Origin of the sequence: Paraburkholderia caffeinilytica (assembly GCF_046030355.1) — a bacterium.
GTDB classification, from domain to species: Bacteria; Pseudomonadota; Gammaproteobacteria; order Burkholderiales; family Burkholderiaceae; genus Paraburkholderia; species Paraburkholderia caffeinilytica_B.
Window position 1 is genome coordinate 62,530 of sequence record NZ_JAQQCQ010000033.1, and the last position, 19,095, is coordinate 81,624.

General features: G+C 61.1%; 18 protein-coding genes. 8 read left to right on the top strand and 10 right to left on the bottom strand.

From position 1 onward, the window contains the following. Window positions 1–146 precede the first annotated feature (146 nt). Window positions 147–1,799, top strand: coding sequence for a Na+/H+ antiporter (locus PQQ95_RS33250; RefSeq protein WP_408445742.1), 1,653 nt, complete (start codon window positions 147–149; stop codon window positions 1,797–1,799). Here the strand turns inward: PQQ95_RS33250 and PQQ95_RS33255 are convergent. Continuing rightward, on the bottom strand, window positions 1,788–2,099 hold the full coding sequence (locus PQQ95_RS33255; RefSeq protein WP_408445745.1) for a putative quinol monooxygenase: 312 nt from the start codon (window positions 2,097–2,099) through the stop codon (window positions 1,788–1,790). The two genes, PQQ95_RS33250 and PQQ95_RS33255, sit on opposite strands and share 12 nt — an antisense overlap. Window positions 2,100–2,222: 123 nt before the next feature. Continuing rightward, window positions 2,223–3,623: a dihydrolipoyl dehydrogenase gene (gene lpdA, locus PQQ95_RS33260; RefSeq protein ID WP_408445748.1), complete on the bottom strand. Its 1,401-nt coding sequence runs from the start codon at window positions 3,621–3,623 to the stop codon at window positions 2,223–2,225. A gap of 293 nt (window positions 3,624–3,916) precedes the next feature. Between lpdA and PQQ95_RS33265 the strand changes: the two genes are divergently transcribed. After that, on the top strand, window positions 3,917–4,855 hold the full coding sequence (locus PQQ95_RS33265; protein WP_408445751.1) for a helix-turn-helix domain-containing protein: 939 nt from the start codon (window positions 3,917–3,919) through the stop codon (window positions 4,853–4,855). 25 nt (window positions 4,856–4,880) lie between these two features. On the opposite strand, the gene PQQ95_RS33270 is transcribed toward PQQ95_RS33265, so the two are convergent. The 6 genes from PQQ95_RS33270 to PQQ95_RS33295 form a co-directional block, all read right to left on the bottom strand. After that, a complete protein-coding gene (locus tag PQQ95_RS33270) occupies window positions 4,881–5,333 on the bottom strand; it encodes a DUF3331 domain-containing protein (protein ID WP_408445754.1) in 453 nt (150 codons plus the stop codon). A gap of 89 nt (window positions 5,334–5,422) precedes the next feature. Continuing rightward, entirely contained in the window at window positions 5,423–5,923 is a 501-nt protein-coding gene (locus tag PQQ95_RS33275) for a DoxX family protein (RefSeq protein ID WP_408445757.1), read from the bottom strand. Then, window positions 5,920–6,834 (bottom strand): HvfC/BufC N-terminal domain-containing protein, encoded by a 915-nt coding sequence (locus PQQ95_RS33280; protein WP_408445759.1) that lies wholly within the window; start codon window positions 6,832–6,834, stop codon window positions 5,920–5,922. Before PQQ95_RS33280 ends, PQQ95_RS33275 begins: the two co-directional genes overlap by 4 nt. Beyond that, a complete protein-coding gene (locus tag PQQ95_RS33285) occupies window positions 6,806–7,714 on the bottom strand; it encodes a hypothetical protein (protein ID WP_408445762.1) in 909 nt (302 codons plus the stop codon). Before PQQ95_RS33285 ends, PQQ95_RS33280 begins: the two co-directional genes overlap by 29 nt. A 65-nt stretch (window positions 7,715–7,779) precedes the next feature. Next, entirely contained in the window at window positions 7,780–8,721 is a 942-nt protein-coding gene (bufB, locus tag PQQ95_RS33290; protein WP_408445764.1) for an MNIO family bufferin maturase, read from the bottom strand. A 65-nt stretch (window positions 8,722–8,786) separates the two neighbouring features. Continuing rightward, entirely contained in the window at window positions 8,787–9,119 is a 333-nt protein-coding gene (locus tag PQQ95_RS33295; RefSeq protein ID WP_408445714.1) for a BufA1 family periplasmic bufferin-type metallophore, read from the bottom strand. 286 nt (window positions 9,120–9,405) lie between these two features. Here PQQ95_RS33295 and PQQ95_RS33300 point away from each other — a divergent pair, with 286 nt between their 5' ends. The 4 genes from PQQ95_RS33300 (at window position 9,406) to PQQ95_RS33315 (ending at window position 14,555) form a co-directional block, all read left to right on the top strand. Beyond that, window positions 9,406–10,668: an MFS transporter gene (locus tag PQQ95_RS33300; protein WP_408445767.1), complete on the top strand. Its 1,263-nt coding sequence runs from the start codon at window positions 9,406–9,408 to the stop codon at window positions 10,666–10,668. 110 nt (window positions 10,669–10,778) lie between these two features. Beyond that, the gene (locus tag PQQ95_RS33305) at window positions 10,779–11,735 is read left to right on the top strand and encodes a LysR substrate-binding domain-containing protein (protein ID WP_408445791.1); all 957 of its coding nucleotides are present in this window, start codon (window positions 10,779–10,781) and stop codon (window positions 11,733–11,735) included. 204 nt (window positions 11,736–11,939) lie between these two features. Next, a complete protein-coding gene (locus PQQ95_RS33310; RefSeq protein WP_408445769.1) occupies window positions 11,940–13,247 on the top strand; it encodes an MFS transporter in 1,308 nt (435 codons plus the stop codon). A gap of 60 nt (window positions 13,248–13,307) precedes the next feature. After that, entirely contained in the window at window positions 13,308–14,555 is a 1,248-nt protein-coding gene (locus PQQ95_RS33315; RefSeq protein ID WP_408445772.1) for a metal-dependent hydrolase family protein, read from the top strand. 46 nt (window positions 14,556–14,601) lie between these two features. Here the strand turns inward: PQQ95_RS33315 and PQQ95_RS33320 are convergent, their stop codons facing one another. Further along, a complete protein-coding gene (locus PQQ95_RS33320; protein ID WP_408445775.1) occupies window positions 14,602–15,513 on the bottom strand; it encodes a DMT family transporter in 912 nt (303 codons plus the stop codon). Between the two features lie 124 nt (window positions 15,514–15,637). On the opposite strand from PQQ95_RS33320, the gene PQQ95_RS33325 reads away from it, so the two are divergent. Continuing rightward, on the top strand, window positions 15,638–16,558 hold the full coding sequence (locus PQQ95_RS33325) for a LysR family transcriptional regulator (RefSeq protein WP_408445777.1): 921 nt from the start codon (window positions 15,638–15,640) through the stop codon (window positions 16,556–16,558). A 156-nt stretch (window positions 16,559–16,714) separates the two neighbouring features. Then, window positions 16,715–17,824 carry an asparaginase gene (locus PQQ95_RS33330; RefSeq protein ID WP_408445780.1) on the top strand — a complete coding sequence of 370 codons (1,110 nt, stop codon included), beginning with the start codon at window positions 16,715–16,717 and terminating at the stop codon, window positions 17,822–17,824. Window positions 17,825–17,848: 24 nt separating this feature from the next. Here the strand turns inward: PQQ95_RS33330 and PQQ95_RS33335 are convergent, their stop codons facing one another. Continuing rightward, window positions 17,849–18,628, bottom strand: a complete 780-nt coding sequence (locus PQQ95_RS33335) for a hypothetical protein (RefSeq protein ID WP_408445793.1) — start codon at window positions 18,626–18,628, stop codon at window positions 17,849–17,851. Window positions 18,629–19,095 lie beyond the last annotated feature (467 nt).

Sequence of the window (19,095 nt, forward strand, 5' to 3'; positions counted from 1 at the left end):
TTGTTATGGCCTATGATTGGGATTCCTTTTTTCTTGACGAGCATGCGGGCTGACTGGACGCAGCGCACAAATCCGTGGTCAGGCGACGGCGGTTTGGCGAGGTTGACTGTTAGGCAATGCGTGGGACGAATCCTTGGGGACTGAGTTTGGAAACGATAACGATCACTCTCATCCTGCTTGCGTGCGTGATCGCTAGCAGTATCGTTAAACGTGCTGCCAGGCTTCCGGTTCCGCTTGCCCTCGTGCAGATTGCGCTAGGCGCCCTGGTGGCCCGGGTGTTCGGATTCCAGGTTTCGCTTCCCCCTGACGTTTTTCTGCTGTTGTTCGTTGCGCCGTTACTGTTCCTTGATGGTTGGCGCATTTCAAAGGAAGGGCTTCTTCGCGACAAGTGGACGATCGGCGCGTTTGCCCTTGGCCTCGTGCTGCTCACGGTCGTGGGAGCGGGTTATTTCATTCATTGGCTCATTCCGGCCATGCCGCTGCCCGTCGCCTTTGCGTTAGCGGCGACGCTGTCTCCCACCGATGCGGTCGCGGTATCGGCCATTGCTGAGCGGGTACCTATTCCGAAGCGGCTAATGCACGTGCTGGAAGGGGAGGCCTTGCTGAACGATGCATCGGGTCTCGTCTGCCTTCGTTTCGCCATCGCGGCTGCCATAACCGGCTCATTCTCAATCGTCGACGCGGGTGGGACGTTCGTGTGGCTGGTGATCGGCGGCGTTGCCGCCGGCGCCGGCGTGACCCTGCTGGCGAACGCGGCGAAGGACTGGACGGCGCGACTTTTCGGCGAGGAAACCGGCACGCAGATTCTGATCAGCTTGCTCCTGCCGTTCGGTGCGTATGTCGTTGCCGACCGGCTCGCAGCGTCGGGCATTCTTGCGGCAGTGACGGCGGGCATCGTGATGAGCTACGAGGAGCTGTCAGGACGGGCGTTGGCCGGCACGCGTATTCGCCGTGCGGCTGTTTGGGATGCGCTGCAATTTGCCGGCAACGGCGTGATTTTTGTTCTGCTCGGCCACCAGCTCACCGGCGTGGTGGCACGGGCAGGGCAAGCGATCAGCCAAACCGGGAGGCAGCAGGAAGGATGGTTGCTCGTCTACATCGCCGCAATCAGTGGTGCGCTGTTTGTCATCCGTTCGCTATGGACGTGGGCCGCCTTGCGCGTGATTCTGTTTCGCTCCGGTCGCAGCGATCAGACGATCAATTCGTCAGGCGGCCGCCTGATCGCGGCTACGTCGTTAGCGGGCGTACGTGGCGCGGTTTCGCTCTCCGGCGTGATGACGCTGCCCTTGTTCCTTGCAGACGGGTCATCGTTTCCCGCGCGAGACCTCGCTATTTTGCTCGCCGCCGGCGTGATTGTCGTGACGCTGGTCGTTGCAAACGTGGGGCTGCCCTATGTTTTAAGTGGTATCAAGGTCCCGGCCGGCACGCTGGAGCAGCGGCAAGAAGACGAAGCGCGATGCGCTGCGGCTCGGGCTGCGATCGTGGCTATTGAGCGTGTGCTTGGCGAAACGGGCAAGGCGACGGAAGATGCCGACCTTTTCTCGCAGGCCGGCGCGCGGCTCATTGCGCACTACCGCGAGCAGATCGAGTTGCGCCTGCATACCGGGGCCGGCGCGAGGCGCGGCTTGCAGATCGACGAAATCGAACGCAAGTTGCGCCTCCTTGCCCTCGGCGCCGAGCGGGAAGAACTGTATCGCATCGCACAGTCGGGCAAGGTGACGGACGAACTGGTTCGAGATCTGGTTAGGGAGGTCGATCTGCAGGAATCGCGGTTCAGTGTCCGCGGTTCACAAGGCTGAAGTCGGCGTCTTGATACCCAGCACTTCAAGCAGTTTGATATCCGGCGGTGTAGCAAGCAGTTCTCCGGCGTGCTTCATCAGCGCCTGTCCGATCGGACCGCTCAGGTGTGCCTGCCGATCGGCTTCGCTGGCGAAAGCATCGAATATGCCAAATGTAGAGGGCGCAATGCGCAAGGCGAACCATATCGGCGTGGTCGTTTCCTGATTCGCCATATCGAGGGCTGTCGCAAGAAACGCCGCTACGTCCTCTTCCTTTCCCGGCTTGGCCTCGAGTCGTGCATAGAGTGCATATTGAATCATCTTCCTTCTCCTGGGTTCGCGTGGAGGCTTCCACGATGTTCACCGCTGTGAAGCGGGATGCATTAATTTAATGCCGTTACGGTTTGCATGGCGGGCGCATGACCGGCGCATGGATGTCAGGTGCTACGCATGCATCATCCACCCACCTGCGGCCATTGCTGCCTGACGCAGCGCTTCTGACCAGACGGGGTGAGGATGACAAATTCGGGCAAAGTCTTCGCAAATCATGGACGCCTCCATCGCAACGGCAACCTGCGAGATCAGATCGGCTGCCCCCGGGCCCACGAGATGCGCTCCCACAAAAAGATTCGTATGAGCGTCGACCAGCAGTTTCACAAATCCCTCGGAGGCGCTGCCGATTACGGCGCGCGCATTAACGGCGAGCGGACAGTAGCCGACTCGGTACGCTGCGCCGGTTCTCCTGAGTTCGTCCTCGGTTTTTCCGATCATGGCAACTTCGGGATTTGAGTAGAGCGCATAGGGAATGGCCGAATAATTGACGAATCCGGGAAGGCCCGCGATCCGTTCAGCGCACGCTATCGCTTCTTCTTCGGCCTTGGACATCAGCATCGGGCCTGTTGCGGCGTCACCGACCACCCATATTCCGGCACCTTTTATCACGGGTCCCTGCTGAGGCAATGCGCCGTCCGGACCGGCGTGCATGCCGACGCTCGCCAGGTTCAATCCAGCCGTGGATGGTCGACGGCCGATGGCGACGAGGGCCATGTCCGCGTCGAGTGTGCTGATTTCGTTGGATTCCGCGGTGCGGAGGCGGATGGAAACGCTTCCGGAATGCTTATCGAGGCCAATCACATCGGTCGATAATTTGATGTCAATGCCTTGTCGCTTGAGCGACCGCTCCAGCGTGGCCGTAACGTCGCGGTCGAGCCAGTGGCATAGTCGATCACGGCGCTCGATGAGGGTGACGCGCGAGCCAAGGCGATGCCAGATCGAGCCAAGTTCGACACCCACCGCACCGCCGCCGATGATCGCCAGATGCCGTGGTACTCGCTCGAGCGACAATGCATCAGCCGAATCGAGAATTTGCGTGTGATCGAACGCGGCAAAGGGGAGTGGGACGGGCTCGGAGCCGGTGGCAATCACGATGGCCGTGCCGGACAGCGTTTGGTGCACGCCGCCTGCTTGCTTTACGACGACCTGTCCTCCAGCGGCAAGCTGCGCGTTTCCATAGATGAGTGTGACGCCCTGCTTATGCAGCAGTTTGTGAACCCCTTTCGACATTTTTTCAACGGTCGCCGCCTTATGAGCCATCATCTGAGCCAGATTAAGCGTGGGTGCGCTATTGATCCCCAGTGCGGCGTTTTCCCCCTTGCTGGCCAGGTCATATAGTTCGGAGGTGTGGAGCAGTAATCGGGACGGAATGCAACCCGTTCGGATTCCTGTTCCACCGACATTCGATGCTCGTTCGACACAGGCAACGGAAAGGCCAAGCTGGCCCGCTCGAATGGCGGTGTTGTAACCACCCGCGCCGCACCCAATGACGATCACATCGTAATGGTTCATCAACCTTGCGCCTTGAGCTCCCCCTAACGAGGAGAATTTTGGACGGGATTAAGCATTCGCCCTCGTAGCCATTCGAATCTAGCCGCGATAGGGAAAAGACGAATCGAGCGTATCAGAACAGCCAACCGATGAATTGAACAGTTGTGCGCACTTTGGTCGATGCTTGACGAGAAAACCCGGGGCACTTCTATCGAACTCAGGATGGCGTCCACCTCTATTGATGTTGTGTCTCATTCCTGTCTCGTTGGGAATATTCTCGTGATAGCATTTCTGTTCGAATCTGGCACTACGACATGTCAACACTTTCCCAAACGGACCGTAAGCCGGTAACTATCGATGAGATCGTGCGTGTTTTATCGCATCGTCCCATCGCAACGACACGTGAGCGTGAATGGCCAGGTGTCATCGTGGACATGTACGCTCCGCTCCCCAATATATCCGAGCGGTATCCTGCCCTTGATCATCATCTGATCTGTTACTGCCCCTCAGGAAGCGCACGCCTTGTTCAGGGGCGAGATGGGACGGTCCATGAAAGTCTCGTCTCCACAGGTGTTTCGATGCTCATGCCGGCCGGGTACGACTCGCTTTGGGAGGGGAGCGCCTCCGCAACCGCGAGGCTGCGCATTCCGACGGCGCTGATTGCGTCTGCAGGCGAGCAGATCGGACAACGTAGTACTTCGCAGATCGAGATTCGGAATGTGTTCGATACGCGAGATTCCGTCATCGAGCGCATGGCGCTGATCCTCATGGCGGAGCTCGACCACAAGCCTCACCCTGCGCAAACGCTGATCGTCGACCAAATCTCATGTGCGCTCGCAGCGCATCTGCTTCGAAGTTACAACGTGTTCGAGCCGGTGGTGCCACGCGCCCTGCCGGCACTCAGCAAAGTCGAAGTGGCTCGCCTCACCGCCTATATCGAAGACAATCTGGACGGTCCGATCGGACTCGCCGAACTTGCCAGCATAGTGAATGTGAGCCGTTTTCACTTTACGCGCCTGTTCAAGCGGAGCACGGGCATGACCGCGATCGGCTTCGTCGAGCAATGCCGGATTCGTCGTGCTCAAACGCTCATCCTCGAAACGGCGATTCCACTTTCAGAAATTGCCCTGATGACCGGTTTCGCGGATCAGAGCCACTTTACAAGGCGTTTCCACCGTCATGTTGGCTGCACGCCGGCTACGTTTGCACGGAACAACGGCCAGCGACGCGCGATGAAAGGAGCGGGGCACTGACCGGCAATGCCCGCAACGATCACGCTCACCGCACGAGTAAATCGTTTTCACCATCGCGTATCTTTGCTTCCACTGCGGAAGCGAGGATCATCGAATCACCATTAGCGGGCTTACGTCCACGCGCCGCAGGTCGAAAGACCGCATCGCCGCGACGAATCTGCAAGCCGCTTAACGCACACGTCGAACCCGCCCGCGCCGTTACCACTCTCCACAGTTGTTCGCCGTAGCACCCGGCCGTTGCATCGCACCAGTAGACCGCGATCGTTGAATTCGAGTATTGCTCGACGATGTGGAGATGGGCTATCCGCTCGCGGCCAACGCGGCTGCGTTGCTTGGCAGCGGCAGTGGCAGCGAATTCGGTGCGCTTGCAACTCTTGTGCGCTTGCACGCCGGCAGCACAGGACGGATTTGACAACTGCATCAGCATCAGCAAGTCGACTGTGTATTTCCATGCATCGGCGGATTCCGGGTTGTCCATCGTTTTCCTCTAGAAAGAGTCTGAATGCGAATGCCCAATTGGGTAACTGACCTTGCAGGTGGGCAAACGCAATGACGTCGACGCTATGTTCAAATATCCCGTGGACCTAACTCGCGGTCTATCAGGCGATCTAGCGACAGACGTCCCGGACCGAGCGCCATGATGCCAACGGCGAGCGACGCCCAATAGAGATGGAAATTCGCCCAGCCGTCAGGGAATACCAATTGGATCACCCCTGTCATGAGTAGTAGAGCGAGTGCCGCGAAGCGGGTCGCGAGCCCTGCCACAAGCAGAATCGGAAGCGTTATTTCCGCTATGGCGACGAGAAATGCGACCGTGTCAGGCGCCGGGAAACCGTAGGCGCCGCCGAAGATATGAAGTTTGAATTGATTCTCGAACAGGAAGAGCGTTGCCGGCGAAATAGACAGGACACCATCCCATCGAGTGAGACCGGATCGAAAGAACGGAAGAGCGAGAGCAATCCGCAGCATGGGCGGCGCGAGAACCCACCCCAGTGCCTGGATTTTCGCCAGAACCGTGCGAATCAGCAGGTCGAAGCGGCCGCTCGCCGGGGCGCTGAACTGACTCATACGTACCTCGATGTAAGTGTGGAACCAGAGCTGTCGTGCCTATGCCAGGCGACGATCGCATCGATCGAAAACAGATCGCATAGCGCGCCGGCCAGGTCGAAACCCGCCTCTTCGCCGAGTGCAAGCGTCGTCGCATCCGCAACCGACGCTCCGGCGGCGAGGCTCGTGATGAAAGTCGCGGCGCCGGCAGGCACCTGGCGAACCTCGACCTCAGCAACGGGGCGCACGACAAGGGCATTCTCGCCCCCGCTGAAGATGTCGACTGCGACAGGCACACCGCCGTCGCTATTCATCAGCCATATCTGAACAGCAGGAAAAGATGACCGTACTACGCGTACTGACGGATGCAGCGTAAAGCTAATATTCGGAAGGCTCTGGGGATCGATCGTCCCTAGCAGAGCCGGATCGATCGGCAGCGCCTCTGCGGCGTGATAGGCCTCGACCCACGCGCGCTCGAGTCGGGCGACGTCAGGCAAATACGGCACGTGCTGCACCGGCTCAAATGTTGCAATGAAATCCGGGAACGTTTCACCGTAGTCGAGCATGACGGGTGACTTCGGCGGTTCGAGCGCGACGTAGATGCGGGCCATCGCGGCGAAGAATTCATCGCCTACGATGCGGCATACAGCGGGGAAGGCTGCCTTCAGCGCATCGACGAGGCCCACTACGACGTTGTTCCGATAGACGTTGAAGCGGGTTTCGCTCGGCATCCGATCGGGGCCGACAAGGCCGCGAGGCACAGGCATCTCCGGATCCACTAGCGCCGCAGCGAAGTTCCTCTGGCGCTCGGCCAGACGATCAGCGTTCAAAGCGGGGCGGTAGGCTGTACCACCCAGTTGACCGGCGGACGCTCGAGATGAGTTTGCGCGTGTCATGGCGCCCTCACGACCGGTGCGGGCGTTGAACGACATTCGTCCACAGCTCGCGAAGGCTGTCGACACCGCCGGCGGTCGAACTCCAGAGCGTGGTATCGCTAACGAGCAGGGTGCCGGCAAACGTGTCCGGTCGAGACTGCAGCAGGGCATCGAATGTCGAATGATCACGTGTGAAAGGATGCGGCGGGGCGGCGGGGTCGATTCGCTGACGGGCGAGGACGTCGAGTTTGTCGACAGCGTCGCCGAGACGTTCAAGCTGCGGCAGATGCGGATGCAGATTGAACGTGCTGACGCTCTGAAGCAAACCTAATCGATCACGCGTTCTATCGGCCTCGATCGGCACTGGGGATCCGTCTGCTTCGGGCGCTGGCCGGAGTCCAAAGCGGTTTTCCACCGGGACGCCGAGCCCCGCGAGGAGCGAACGCGCGAAGCCGCCAAACTGCTGCCGGGGCGGAATCGTCTTGTCGCCGTGATGTTGGAATTCTGCAATCTGACGTGGCAACTGCTCGCTTTCAGCGAGGTCCGCTACATCGCCGATGTCGTGGTGCGGGCAGATAAAGGCCAGATGGTCGGGTTGTCCAAGGAACGCCTGGAGTGCTTCGACTTCCCCGCTTTCCGCCGTTTGAACCGTCCTGAGCGAATCGAAACTGATGACGATCAGCGTGTCGACGCCGTTGAGAAGGCGCGCATCCAGTGGCGTGAGCTTTCCCTCGTCCGTGACACGCTCGACCTCCGTTACGCTCTGACCCGTCAGCGCCGCTGCCAGATCGACGAAGGCGGTGAAGTTGCGCTTCATGATGTGGTCGAGGAAACCCGCGATGCTCTGGTCAAAGTCATGCGGATTTGAGAACTCATTGAATCTCGGGAAACCCATCCTGCGACTCTCAAAGAGCGCGGGAAATCGGTCTTCGATCACGTGGAGAGGCGCACCGTTCTCGCCGGGTCGACTCCACGCGTAATAGACGAGTACTTGCCGCTTAATCATATTCTCTGTACCTCTGTGATCTGATGCTGCGTAACGATGGACTGAGGCCGCCTGGCGATGACGTCGACACGTGCCGGTTGCGTGGCTGCCCGCATGATGGCGTCGGCCTGCCCGGCTTCCGCTTTGAGCGTTGGCAAGTCGGGTATGTCGGCGTCCCATTCAATCAACGTGGGAAGGGGGCCTGTCCTGCGAATCGTGTGTGCGAACAGCTCCCATACGATGTCTGCGACGTGACGGTCGTGCGTATCGATAAGAAGCGGACGACCTCTTTCATCGGCCTCCTGCGTGTGACCGGCCAGATGGATCTGTTGCACGGCCGCGAGCGGGTACGCGTCGATATAGGACACGGGGTCCCACTGTTGATTGATCGAGGCAACGTACACGTTGTTGACGTCGAGCAGAAGACCACATCCCGTCCGTTGAACGATGGCGGCGATGAAATCGGTCTCCGAATAGGTGCTTTCCTCGAAGGCCAGATAAGTCGAGGGGTTTTCCAGCAGCATTTGCCGGCCGAGGACTTCCTGCACCTGGTCAATGTGGTCCACGACGCGGGCGAGGCTGTGTGTCGTGTAGGGGAGCGGCAGCAGGTCGTTGAGAAAGCCGCAGTCGTGGCTGGACCAGGCGAGGTGCTCGGAAAACATCCCCGGTGCATACCGGGCGATCAGTTCCTTCAGCCGTCGGAGGTGCTCCGCATCCAGCGGACTGTCTGCGCCAATCGACAGGCCGACACCATGAAGGGACAGCGGGTAGGACTCGCGTATGGCCGACAAAAAGCGATGTGGCGGGCCGCCCGCGCCCATATAGTTTTCGGCGTGAACCTCGAAGAAGCCGATGTCGGGCCTCGATTCGAGGATCGTGCGGTAATGTTCAGCTTTAAGCCCAACCCCGGCGCGCTGAGGCAGGTGCCGTTGGGTATCGTGGAGTAATGACTCTGACATAGCGGGCTATTGTTGCGGTTAGAACAGCCTGGCCGGGCGTGACAGTGCCCGGCCACTGAGCGATCTTAGGCCTTGGGCGTCAGGCTGCCGGCTCCGTTCGGCGTAGAGATGGTTGTGCAGGTTCCCTTGGGCACCAGCCTGAAGGCGTTGCCCTGATAGTCGACGCTGCTCGTGCCGGCGCAGGTGGTGCCAGCGCCGGCATAGCAGTCGTTCTTGCCTTTCAGCGCGGTGCCGAAACAGGGTTCGACCTTGCCGGATTTGACGAGGGCGGTGTGCTCCGCCTGAATCTTCTTCTGTGCATCGGTGAACTCCTGCGCGCTCGCAGGGGTGACCGAAATGGCAGCAAGGGCGGCTGCGAATGCGCCGGCGACGAGAGTGGTGGTTTTATAATCGGCCATACGATTTCTCCAACGTTGAAAGAGAGCAGCGAGCTGTGCCAGCGGTGGTTAGTCGCTGCATAGCCAGCATACGGAATCGGAGTCGGCGGAAGATTGCATGGTCTTGTGCCGTTTGGTATGGGATTGCGATTAGTACGGGCAAGGGGTGGGCCGTTGTTCTATCCAGTGTTCCCGCGGTCCCGCAGCCTTACAAAAAGAAAGCGCCGCGGAAGCGTAAAAACCAAATAAACAAACTTGCTCTACACTACCTGCCGCCCAAGCCCGCTTAGTAGAGAGCAAGAAACCAATGCCCCCAGCCCCAGCCGATCCCAGCGGCGGCCCAGCCTTCAGTTTGCCGAAACACCCCGCCTTCCAACGTTTCTGGTGTACCCGTATCCTCTCATCGCTGTCATTCCAGATGCTCGCCGTGGCAATGGGCTGGCACATCTACGCACTGACGCATAGCGCCTTCGCACTGGGCCTCGTCGGTCTCGCCCAATTTCTGCCGATGTTCGTGCTGACGCTCGTGGTCGGCCATGTCGCCGATCGCTACGACCGTCGCCGGATCGCGGCCATCTGTCAAAGCCTCGAAAGCGTCGCTGCATTGCTCTTCGCCTTCGGCACCTTCGGCGGCTGGATTAGCGCACCGGTCATCTATGTGCTGGCCGCATGCGTGGGCGCGGCGCGGGCCTTCGAGTCGCCTGCGGTTGCGTCGCTGTTGCCGGGCGTCGTGCCACGCGATCAATTGCCCAAAGCGACGGCGTGGGCCACCTCCGCGAATCAGTCGGCCCAGATCGCGGGTCCGGCATTGGGCGGCCTGCTGTACGGCGTCGGTCCGGGCGTGGCTTACCTCGCCTGCACGCTGTCGTTCGCGGCCGCCGCTGCCACCGTGTGGGCCATCCCGTTGCAGGCCAGACTGGCGAGCCGCGCACCGGTGACGCTCGAATCGGTGTTCTCAGGGATCGCTTTCATTCGCAAGGAGCCGGTGATACTCGGCGCGCTATCGCTCGATCTGTTCGCGGTGCTGTTCGGCGGCGCGACTGCGCTGTTGCCGGTTTTTGCACGCGACATCCTGCACACGGGGCCACTCGGTCTCGGCCTGTTGCGCTCGGGCACCGCTATTGGCGCACTCGCGGGCACCATCTGGCTCGCGCATTTCCCACTGCGCAATCGGCCCGGCGCTGCGATGTTCGGCGGCGTGATTGCGTTTGGCGCAGCCACGGTGGTGTTCGGCCTGTCGCATCAATTTTTTGTATCGCTCTTTGCGCTCGTGGTGCTGGGCGCCTCGGACACCATTAGCGTGGTGGTGCGCCTGTCGCTCGTGCAACTCCGTACACCGGACGAAATGTTGGGGCGCGTCAGCGCCGTCAATTCGCTTTTCATCGGGACGTCGAATCAACTGGGCGAATTTGAATCCGGTGTGACGGCAGGATGGTGGGGCGCGCAACCGGCCGTACTGGTAGGCGGCATCGCGACGATTGCCGTTGCCGTGCTGTGGATGCGGTTTTTTCCGGAACTCAAGCGAACGCGCTCGCTGGAGCGGGAAGAGGCGCTGGCGCCGAGTCATTGATGGAGGCGCTGGCGGCCGGAATCGAGCAGTTGCGAGCGACATCGCACGCATGATTTGACGTGTGCCTCGACCCGCTATGATGGTGGCAAGCTCACTTGGTCACCCTCATCATGCGGATCGCCCCTTTACCGCCGCTTCAATGCCTGATCGCATTCGAGTCGGCCGTGCGCCATGCCAGCTTCACTAAAGCGGCCGTAGAACTGCACCTGACGCAAAGCGCGATCAGCCGCCAGATTGCGCAGCTCGAAGACTTCCTCGGCCGCGCGCTCTTCGTGCGCGAGCATCGCGCCCTGCGGTTGACGATCGCCGGTGAACGATATGCCAAGCACGTGCAGTGGCTGCTCGCCAATTGCTCTGAAGCCACGCTCGACGTGATGAAGCGATACGGCGATCTGGAGTTGACGATCGCGTGTTCGTCGGGTGTGGCGGTGTTGTGGCTCACGCCGCGCCTGGGTGCATTTCGCGCCGCCCATCCTAACGTGAAGATCCGGATGATCGTGCGCGACGGGTTAGCCTCGCTGTCGCCTGCCGAATTCGACGTGGGTCTGTACTACATCCGCCAGCGCGCCGAGCCGCATTTCACCGCCCGCCGTCTTTTCGACGAAGACGTGTACCCGGTCTGTTCACCCGGATATCTCGCCGGCCGTGTGCTGGAGCCCGCCGATCTCGCTCACGAAACATTGCTGATGCAGGAAGACGGTCAGCGGCAATGGATGTCGTGGCCCGAATGGTTCCGTCTCAACAATGTGCAGATGCCCGGCTCCCCGCAGTCGGTCGTCATCAATCATTATCCGCAACTCGTGCAGATGGCGATTCTCGGTCAAGGTGTCGTGCTCGGCTGGCGTCACATGATCGATGCGTGTCTGAACGAGGGGCTGTTGGTGCGCGCCACGCGCGCGTCGGCTAGCCACGGCGGCGGTTACTACGTCGTATCGCCGAACGACCGCGCGGAGAATCAGGCGGCGCGTCTTTTTACGCGCTGGCTTTTCGAGCAGGCAGAGGCGCAGACAGGCGGACAGGCGGGCGGCCAAACGCTCGCGGCGGCGAGCAACGCGCCCGTCGCCTGATGGCGTTTCGCATGCGCCACGCGCATGCAAGCATGCGAATCTTTCGTTTCGAAAACAAATCAGGTCTCTCTACGATCGGCTTTATGCATGCAAAGGCGCCGCTCGATTCCGACGCACCGCCTTGCTGACAGAAGCTCGCCGGACCCATAGCCCCGTAGCGGCCGCATGCGTAGCCGCACAAGCAGCCTGATGAGGAAAGAGACCATGCAAGGAACGCTTTCATCCAATGTCGCGATGTCCGTGGATGCGCTCGCGCAGCAGCGGCGCCGCGCCATTATCGCCACCGTGCTCGGCAATGGGCTGGAGTGGTTCGACTTTACTGTTTATAGTTTTTTCGCGGTGATCATTGCCAAGCTGTTCTTTCCGACCGGCAATGAACTGACTTCGCTGCTGCTTGCCGTCGCGACGTTCGGCGTGGGTTTTTTCATGCGACCGGTGGGCGGCATCGTGCTCGGCGTGTACGCGGATAAAGTCGGTCGAAAAGCGGCGCTCTCGCTGACCATTCTGCTGATGGCGGCCGGCACCGCGCTCATCGGCCTCGCGCCGACCTATGATCGGATCGGCCTGTGGGCGCCGGTGCTGATCGTGGTCGCGCGCTTGCTGCAAGGTTTTTCGGCCGGCGGCGAGATAGGTACCGCCACCGCGTTCCTGACCGAATATGCGCCGGCAGGCAAGCGCGCCTTCTATTCGAGCTGGATTCAGTCGAGCATCGGCTTTGCCGTGCTGCTGGGGGCTGGAGTCGGCACTTTCGTAACGTCGAGTCTGAGCGCCGAGGCGTTGCATTCATGGGGCTGGAGAATGCCGTTCCTGATCGGCATTCTGATCGGACCGGTCGGCTATTTCATTCGTAGCCGCATGGACGAAACACCGGCGTTCAGCGCGGTGGCGGAAGAGGCCAAAAGCGATTCGCCGTTAGCCGAAGTGTTCCGCCGCTTTCCGCGTGAGACGTTCGCGAGCTTTTCGATGGTGATTCTGTGGACGGTGTGCACCTACGTGCTGCTGTTCTATATGCCGACGTATTCGGTGCGCACGTTGCATCTGCCGCAATCAACGGGCTTTTTTGCCGGAATGTTCGGCGGTCTGATGATTATGTGTTTCTCGCCGGTAGTCGGCACACTCGCTGACCGCTTCGGGCGCCGCCGTTTTCTGTCCGGCGCAGCCGCGTTGATTCTGTTGCTTGCATGGCCGATGTTCACTTACATCAACCGCGCGCCAGGGCTCGCTTCGCTGACGGTGTTTCAGGGCGTGTTCGGCCTCTTGATCGCCGCCTACACCGGTCCGATTCTCGCGGCTTTCTCCGAACTGTTTCCCACCAAGGTGCTGTCGACAGGTCTCTCCGTCGCATACAACTTTGCGGTGACGATTTTCGGTGGCTTCGCGCCGTTCTTCATCACGTGGCTAATCGCGTCGACCGGTAGCAATATGGCGCCCGCGATCTACGTGATGATCGCCGCGGCCATCAGCCTCGTCGGCACGTTCTATGTGCGCGATCCGCGCCGTAGCCACGCCTGAGGCAGTGCGTCCGGCGAACGAAAGCCGGATGGAGTCCTTCATCCAGTCAGGAAGATATCAATGAGCATTACGGTAATCAGCGGCGGCAACGTACTCGATCTGTCCCAGGGCGTGTTGCTCGAACATCACCACGTCGTGATCGAAAACGGCCATATCGTCGAAGTCACCGATCGTCCTGTCGATCTGCCGAATGCGCGTGTGATCGACGCGCGCGGCAAGACGGTGATGCCCGGCCTGATCGATTGTCACGTGCACGTGCTGGCTTCGCGCGCGAACCTCGGTGTGAATGCGACGCAGCCGAATATTCTGACCGCGATTCGCGCGCTGCCGATTCTGAAAGCGATGCTGGGCCGCGGCTTTACGACAGTGCGTGATGCGGGCGGCGCGGATTGGGGGTTGACGCAAGCGCTGGAGAGCGGCTTGATTCCGGGGCCGCGTATTTTCCCGTCGGGCAAGGCGTTGTCGCAAACCGGCGGCCACGGCGATTTCCGTCCGCGGGGCGACGTGCTGGAACCTTGCTCATGCGCTTTTCGTGCCGGGGCAATTGCGCGGGTGGTCGATGGGGTCGATGCAGTGCGGCTCGCCGTGCGCGAAGAGATTCAGAAGGGCGCCACGCAGATCAAGATCATGGCATCCGGCGGTGTCGCTTCGCCGACCGATCCGATCAGCAACACGCAGTACGCCGAGGACGAGATCCGGGCGATCGTCGCCGAAGCGGAAGCGGCCAATACGTACGTGATGGCGCATGCCTACACCGGCCGCGCGATTTCGCGTGCGATTCGCTGTGGCGTGCGCACGATCGAGCACGGCAACCTGGTCGACGAAGCCGCCGCGAAACTGATGCGCGAGCACGGTGCATTCGTCGTGCCCACCCTGGTCACCTACGATGCGCTGGCCAGACACGGCGTCGATTACGGCTTGCCTGCCGAGTCGATTGCCAAGATCGAGACTGTGCGGCAAGCGGGGCGCGATTCGCTGCAGATCTATGCGAATGCCGGTGTGCCGATGGGATTCGGTTCGGACCTGCTAGGCGAGATGCAGACATTCCAGAGCGACGAATTGCGCATTCGCGCCGAGGTGCTCGGCAATCTCGAAGCGTTGCGTTCGGCGACCACGATCGCGGCGGAGATCGTCGAACGGAGCGGCAAGCTCGGCGTTATCAAAGCTGGTGCAATTGCCGACGTGTTGGTGGTCGACGGCGATCCGCTCAAGGATATCGGTGTGTTGACCGGGCAGGGCGAGCGCCTCGCGTATGTCTTGCAGCATGGCGAGGTCGTGAGCGAGCGGGGCACGGTCGCGTCGCGCTAGTCGTGCCGGTGCGTGTGGAGCGGCCGGCGTGGGCTCCGGAAATTCCCTAAGCCTCCGCCGCACTCACACGCAACGCGGTCCATCGCACCGTCGCGAGAATCGATGCTGCAACGATCAACGCGCCACCGATCCAGGCCGCCGTTGAAATCCGTTCACCTAACCAGAGGCAGGCGAACAGTGCGCCGAAAGCCGGTTCGCTGCCCATCAACAACGACACGCGCGTTGGACTGCTCCGTTTGATCGCGAAGTTTTGCGCGAAGAAAGCGAACAACGTACACGCGATCACCAGGTAGCCGATGTAACCCCAGAACATGGCATGCCCGGCGAGTGACGGCAGCGGCTGCCACTGCTGCGGCGCCCACAGTACCGCCACCGCCGCGCTGCCGAATGCCACCACGCCCGACTGAACCGCCGTCACCGACAAAGCCGGCAACGCGGAGTCGCGCATCACGCGTTTAGTCACGCACACATTCAGCGCGCGCAGCAGCGCGGCGAGCAGAATCAGCGCGTCGCCGGGATTGAAACTTAGCGCGCCATCTCCCGCCAGCAGCCACGCGCCGAACAGCGAAAGCGCAACCGCCGCCCATTCGATGCGACTCGGCCGGCGCTTGAGGAGCCACCATTCGACGAGCGGCGTCAATACCACGCACAGGCTGATCAGAAATGCCGCATTGGCCGCGCGCGTCAGCAGAATGCCGAAGGTTTCGCAGAGAAAGATGCCGAGCAACAGGGCGCCTGCGATCAGCACACCGCGCAGCGTGCGGGCATCGGTAGCGCGCAAATGGCGCAAGGCGGGCGACAGGATCACAAAGGTGAGGCCGAAGCGGATCGCCAGCAAACCGAGAACCGGATAGAACACCAGGGCGCTTTTGACGACACCGTAACTGGTGCCCCACACCACGGCGACCGCGAGCAGCATCAGATCGGAGAGCAACAAAAGGCGTTCTTGTTTCGACATGGCGGGCCTCGAGCAGATGAGCGCGTATTGTCGAACTTTGCTTGGAGGGCGATAATCGGGTCGCCGTGCATAGCATTTATGTCGGAAATGCATCAATTGGCTCAAACCCCGCGGGCGCCTCACAATGAACCCAACCGACCTTTTTGCGTTGCTGCCGGACATGGCGGTTTTCGCGCGCGTCGTCGATGCCGGCAATTTTTCCGTGGCCGCACGTCAGCTCGGCAGTACGCCGTCCACGGTCAGCCGTCAGATCAAACGGCTCGAGGACGCATTGGCGACGCGGCTGCTCGAACGGTCCACGCGCACGGTGCGGGTCACGGAATCCGGTGCCCAGGTGGCGCGTTTTTGCCGCGACATGCTGAGCGCCGCATCGGGCGCGGTTGACGCAGCCGGGCAACTGGCCGCGCGGCCACAAGGCAAAGTGAGCGTGAGCGCGCCCACGGCGTTCGCGAAGACCGTGATTCATCCACTGATTCCAGGCTTTCTGCGCACCTACGATGAAGTCGACCTGCAACTGCTGTTCACCGATCACGACGTCGACCCGCTCGCCGACGATGTCGACCTCGTGATCCGCCTGACCGAGCACCCTCCGCAAGGCCTCGCGGGACGCCGGCTGGGGACCGTGCGCTGGCTGCTGGTTGCATCGCCGGCATATTTGCGTGAGCGCGGCACGCCGGCGCAGCCGCGCGATCTTCTCAAGCACGATTGCATCTATCTCGGCGAAACTGCCGACGACAACCGCTGGCGCTTTCGCCGCGGCACGGAAACGCAAAGCGTCGACGTGAAAGGGCGTTACATCGCCAATCATGCGGGCGCGCGGCTCGAAGCCGCGCAGCAGGATTTCGGCATCGCGAACCTGCCTGAATTTGCCGCCACCGATGCATTGCTTCGCGGCGAACTCGTGCAGGTGCTGCCGGACTGGAATCTCGAAGCGCGCGCTTACGTAGGGTCGGTGTGGCTGCTGTATCCGCCGAACCGCTTCTTGCCGCCGAAGGTGAGGGCGCTGATCGATTATCTTGTCGAGCATATTCACGAAGCGGCTTGAGCAGCGGTCCAGCGGTTCAGCGGGCCATGCCAATCGCGCGCATACCGTGGCCGGCCAGCGGCGATTTGGATTGCGCGAAAGACGAACGTAGAATCGCTCGCGTCACCATGACGGATAGCGATCGCGACGAGCCACGCGATAAGGAGAAGAACGACCATGAGCTTGCATGAAACCGGGCCGATTGCGGCGACTGTCTATCGCGGCGAAGCGATCGAGAACACCCATATTGCCCACGTCGCGGTGGTGCAGGCCGATGGCCGTCTGCTGTATTCATTTGGCGATCCGTCGCGCATCACGCTGGCGCGCTCCGCCGCGAAGCCCGCGCAGGCCTTGGCGGTAATCGAGACTGGCGCGCTCGAGCGTTTCGGCTTCGACGAAACCGATCTCGCACTCATGTGCGCCTCGCACAGCAGCGAGCCGCGCCACATCGAACGCACTAGGCACATGCTGGCGAAGGCGCAGGTCAGTGAAGCCGATCTGCGTTGCGGCGGCCATCCACCGTTGTCCGACGCGGTCTATGTCGACTGGCTGAAGCGGGATTTCAAACCGGACGCCGTGTGCAGCAATTGCTCGGGCAAGCACGCCGGCATGCTGGCCGGGGCGCGTTCGATCGGCGCAACGGTAAAGGGTTATGAACTGCCGGAGCATCCGCTACAGGTGCGCGTGAAGCATACCGTCGCCGAGGTATGCGACTTGCCGGACGACGCGGTGCAATGGTCGATCGACGGTTGCAATCTGCCGACGCCGGCGTTCGCCCTCGACCGGCTCGCCCGACTGTTCGCGAAGCTCGCTGCCGCGGCGGACGCGACATTGTCTTCTTCTGCAGGCTCTTCATCCATTCCTTCTTCCCTTTCGCCACGCACTATTGCGCTGGCACGCATCTATCGTGCGATGACGGCGCATCCGGAGTGGGTGGCAGGCGAGGGACGTTTCTGTACCGCGTTGATGCGGGCTTTCGATGGCGCGCTGGTCGGCAAGGTCGGCGCGGATGGCAGCTACGCAATCGGCGTGCGCGCGTCCCGGCAGACTGCGCAGTTCGGCGCGGATGGCGCACTCGGCATTGCGGTGAAGGTGGAGGACGGCAACATCGGCGTGCTGTACGCGATCGTTGCCGAACTGCTCGCGCGGCTTGATATCGGCAGCCCTGAGCAACGCGCGCAACTGGAAGCCTTCCGTGCGCCGCCGATGATCAACACCATGGGTATCGAAATCGGCCATCTGGCCTTTTCGTTTACCCCCGAGGCGCATCCACGCCGCGAGGCGTGAAGATAGGCAGGGCACAGCAGCCGGTTATGCGTCGTCTTTCTTGAAGCGATCCTGTATGGCCACCAGTTGATCGTCGGTGGTGGCCACGATCCACAGACGGGCGCGCTCGGCCATCAGGCGATTGTGATCCTTTAGCACGCCCATCGACACGGCGGTTTTCCACGCGACGGGTGCGGCGCGGCTGGTTCTTCCTGACGGCGTGCCGACCAGCAGTGCATAGGGTCCGAGCGGCAGCGAGACGAACGGCATGGCCGGCTTGACGCGCACGCGCCAGTCGATGAAGGGTGAATCGCTGAAGAGAAGCGGCGTGGGCAGACCATGCAGCACGGTGAAGTCGTAGAGCGCGAGTTGTTCGCGCATGGGCCCATAGACCCGGCGAATATCGCTAACGAGCGCTGCGCGGATTTCGTCGTCGAACATCGCTTCCTGCGTGTAGTGGTCGACGGCCTCGTGCGCATCGTGCTGATAGGCGCTGAAGATTGCCAGGTCGAGGCAATCGTGAACGGCGCGTTGGACTTCCGCGGCGGAACCGGCTTCTTCGGGTTTGCCGAGTTGCGCGGCGCGGAGGAAGCGGGCGAGAGCGGCATCCTGGGTTGAGGGGCCGGTGGCCAGTGGGTCGTCGGTGGCGTCTTTGTCTAGCGGGATGTAGAGGTATTTTTCTGCCGCGAAACGGGATTTTTTGCCGTCGTCGAAGGCGAGTTCGCCGGTGACGCAGTTGATGTAGCGAGTGCCGATGTGGCCGTGTTCCCACACGAAGTTTTTCAGGAAGGGACGCAGAGGGTGGAGTGGGTCGGGTTGTTGCATTTTTTTATTTGCACTCCGTGCGGGTTGGGGTGAGGGTATGGTCACATAGAATTTGGGTTTTTTTATGGGGTTTTTTGTTTGTGTAGGGTTTTTCTGGTTGCTTGTGGTGTTGGGTTTTGCTTGGTTTTGTTTGCCTGTGCGGTGTTTGTTCGGCTGTTTGCCTGCGGCGTTGGCCTTTCCTTGAATTGCTATTGGTCTATTAGCGTTCGCCCCTGTGCGGGGCAGGCACTTACTTTCTTTGCCGCCGCAAAGAAAGATAAGCAAAGAAAGCGGCTCAAACCGCTAATGCTAAGTGGGCATCGTGGTCCGCCGCGGGTAGTGGTGCATCTGGAATCCGTGCTCTCGCACATTCGGCACTGGTGACAAAGGACTCGTCAGCTCCCACTCCGCACTGCGTGCGTCGCGGATGGGTCTGCATGGGAAACAAGGGGCTTTGGTTCAATCCGTGGGGGCCATCGGCTGCGCCT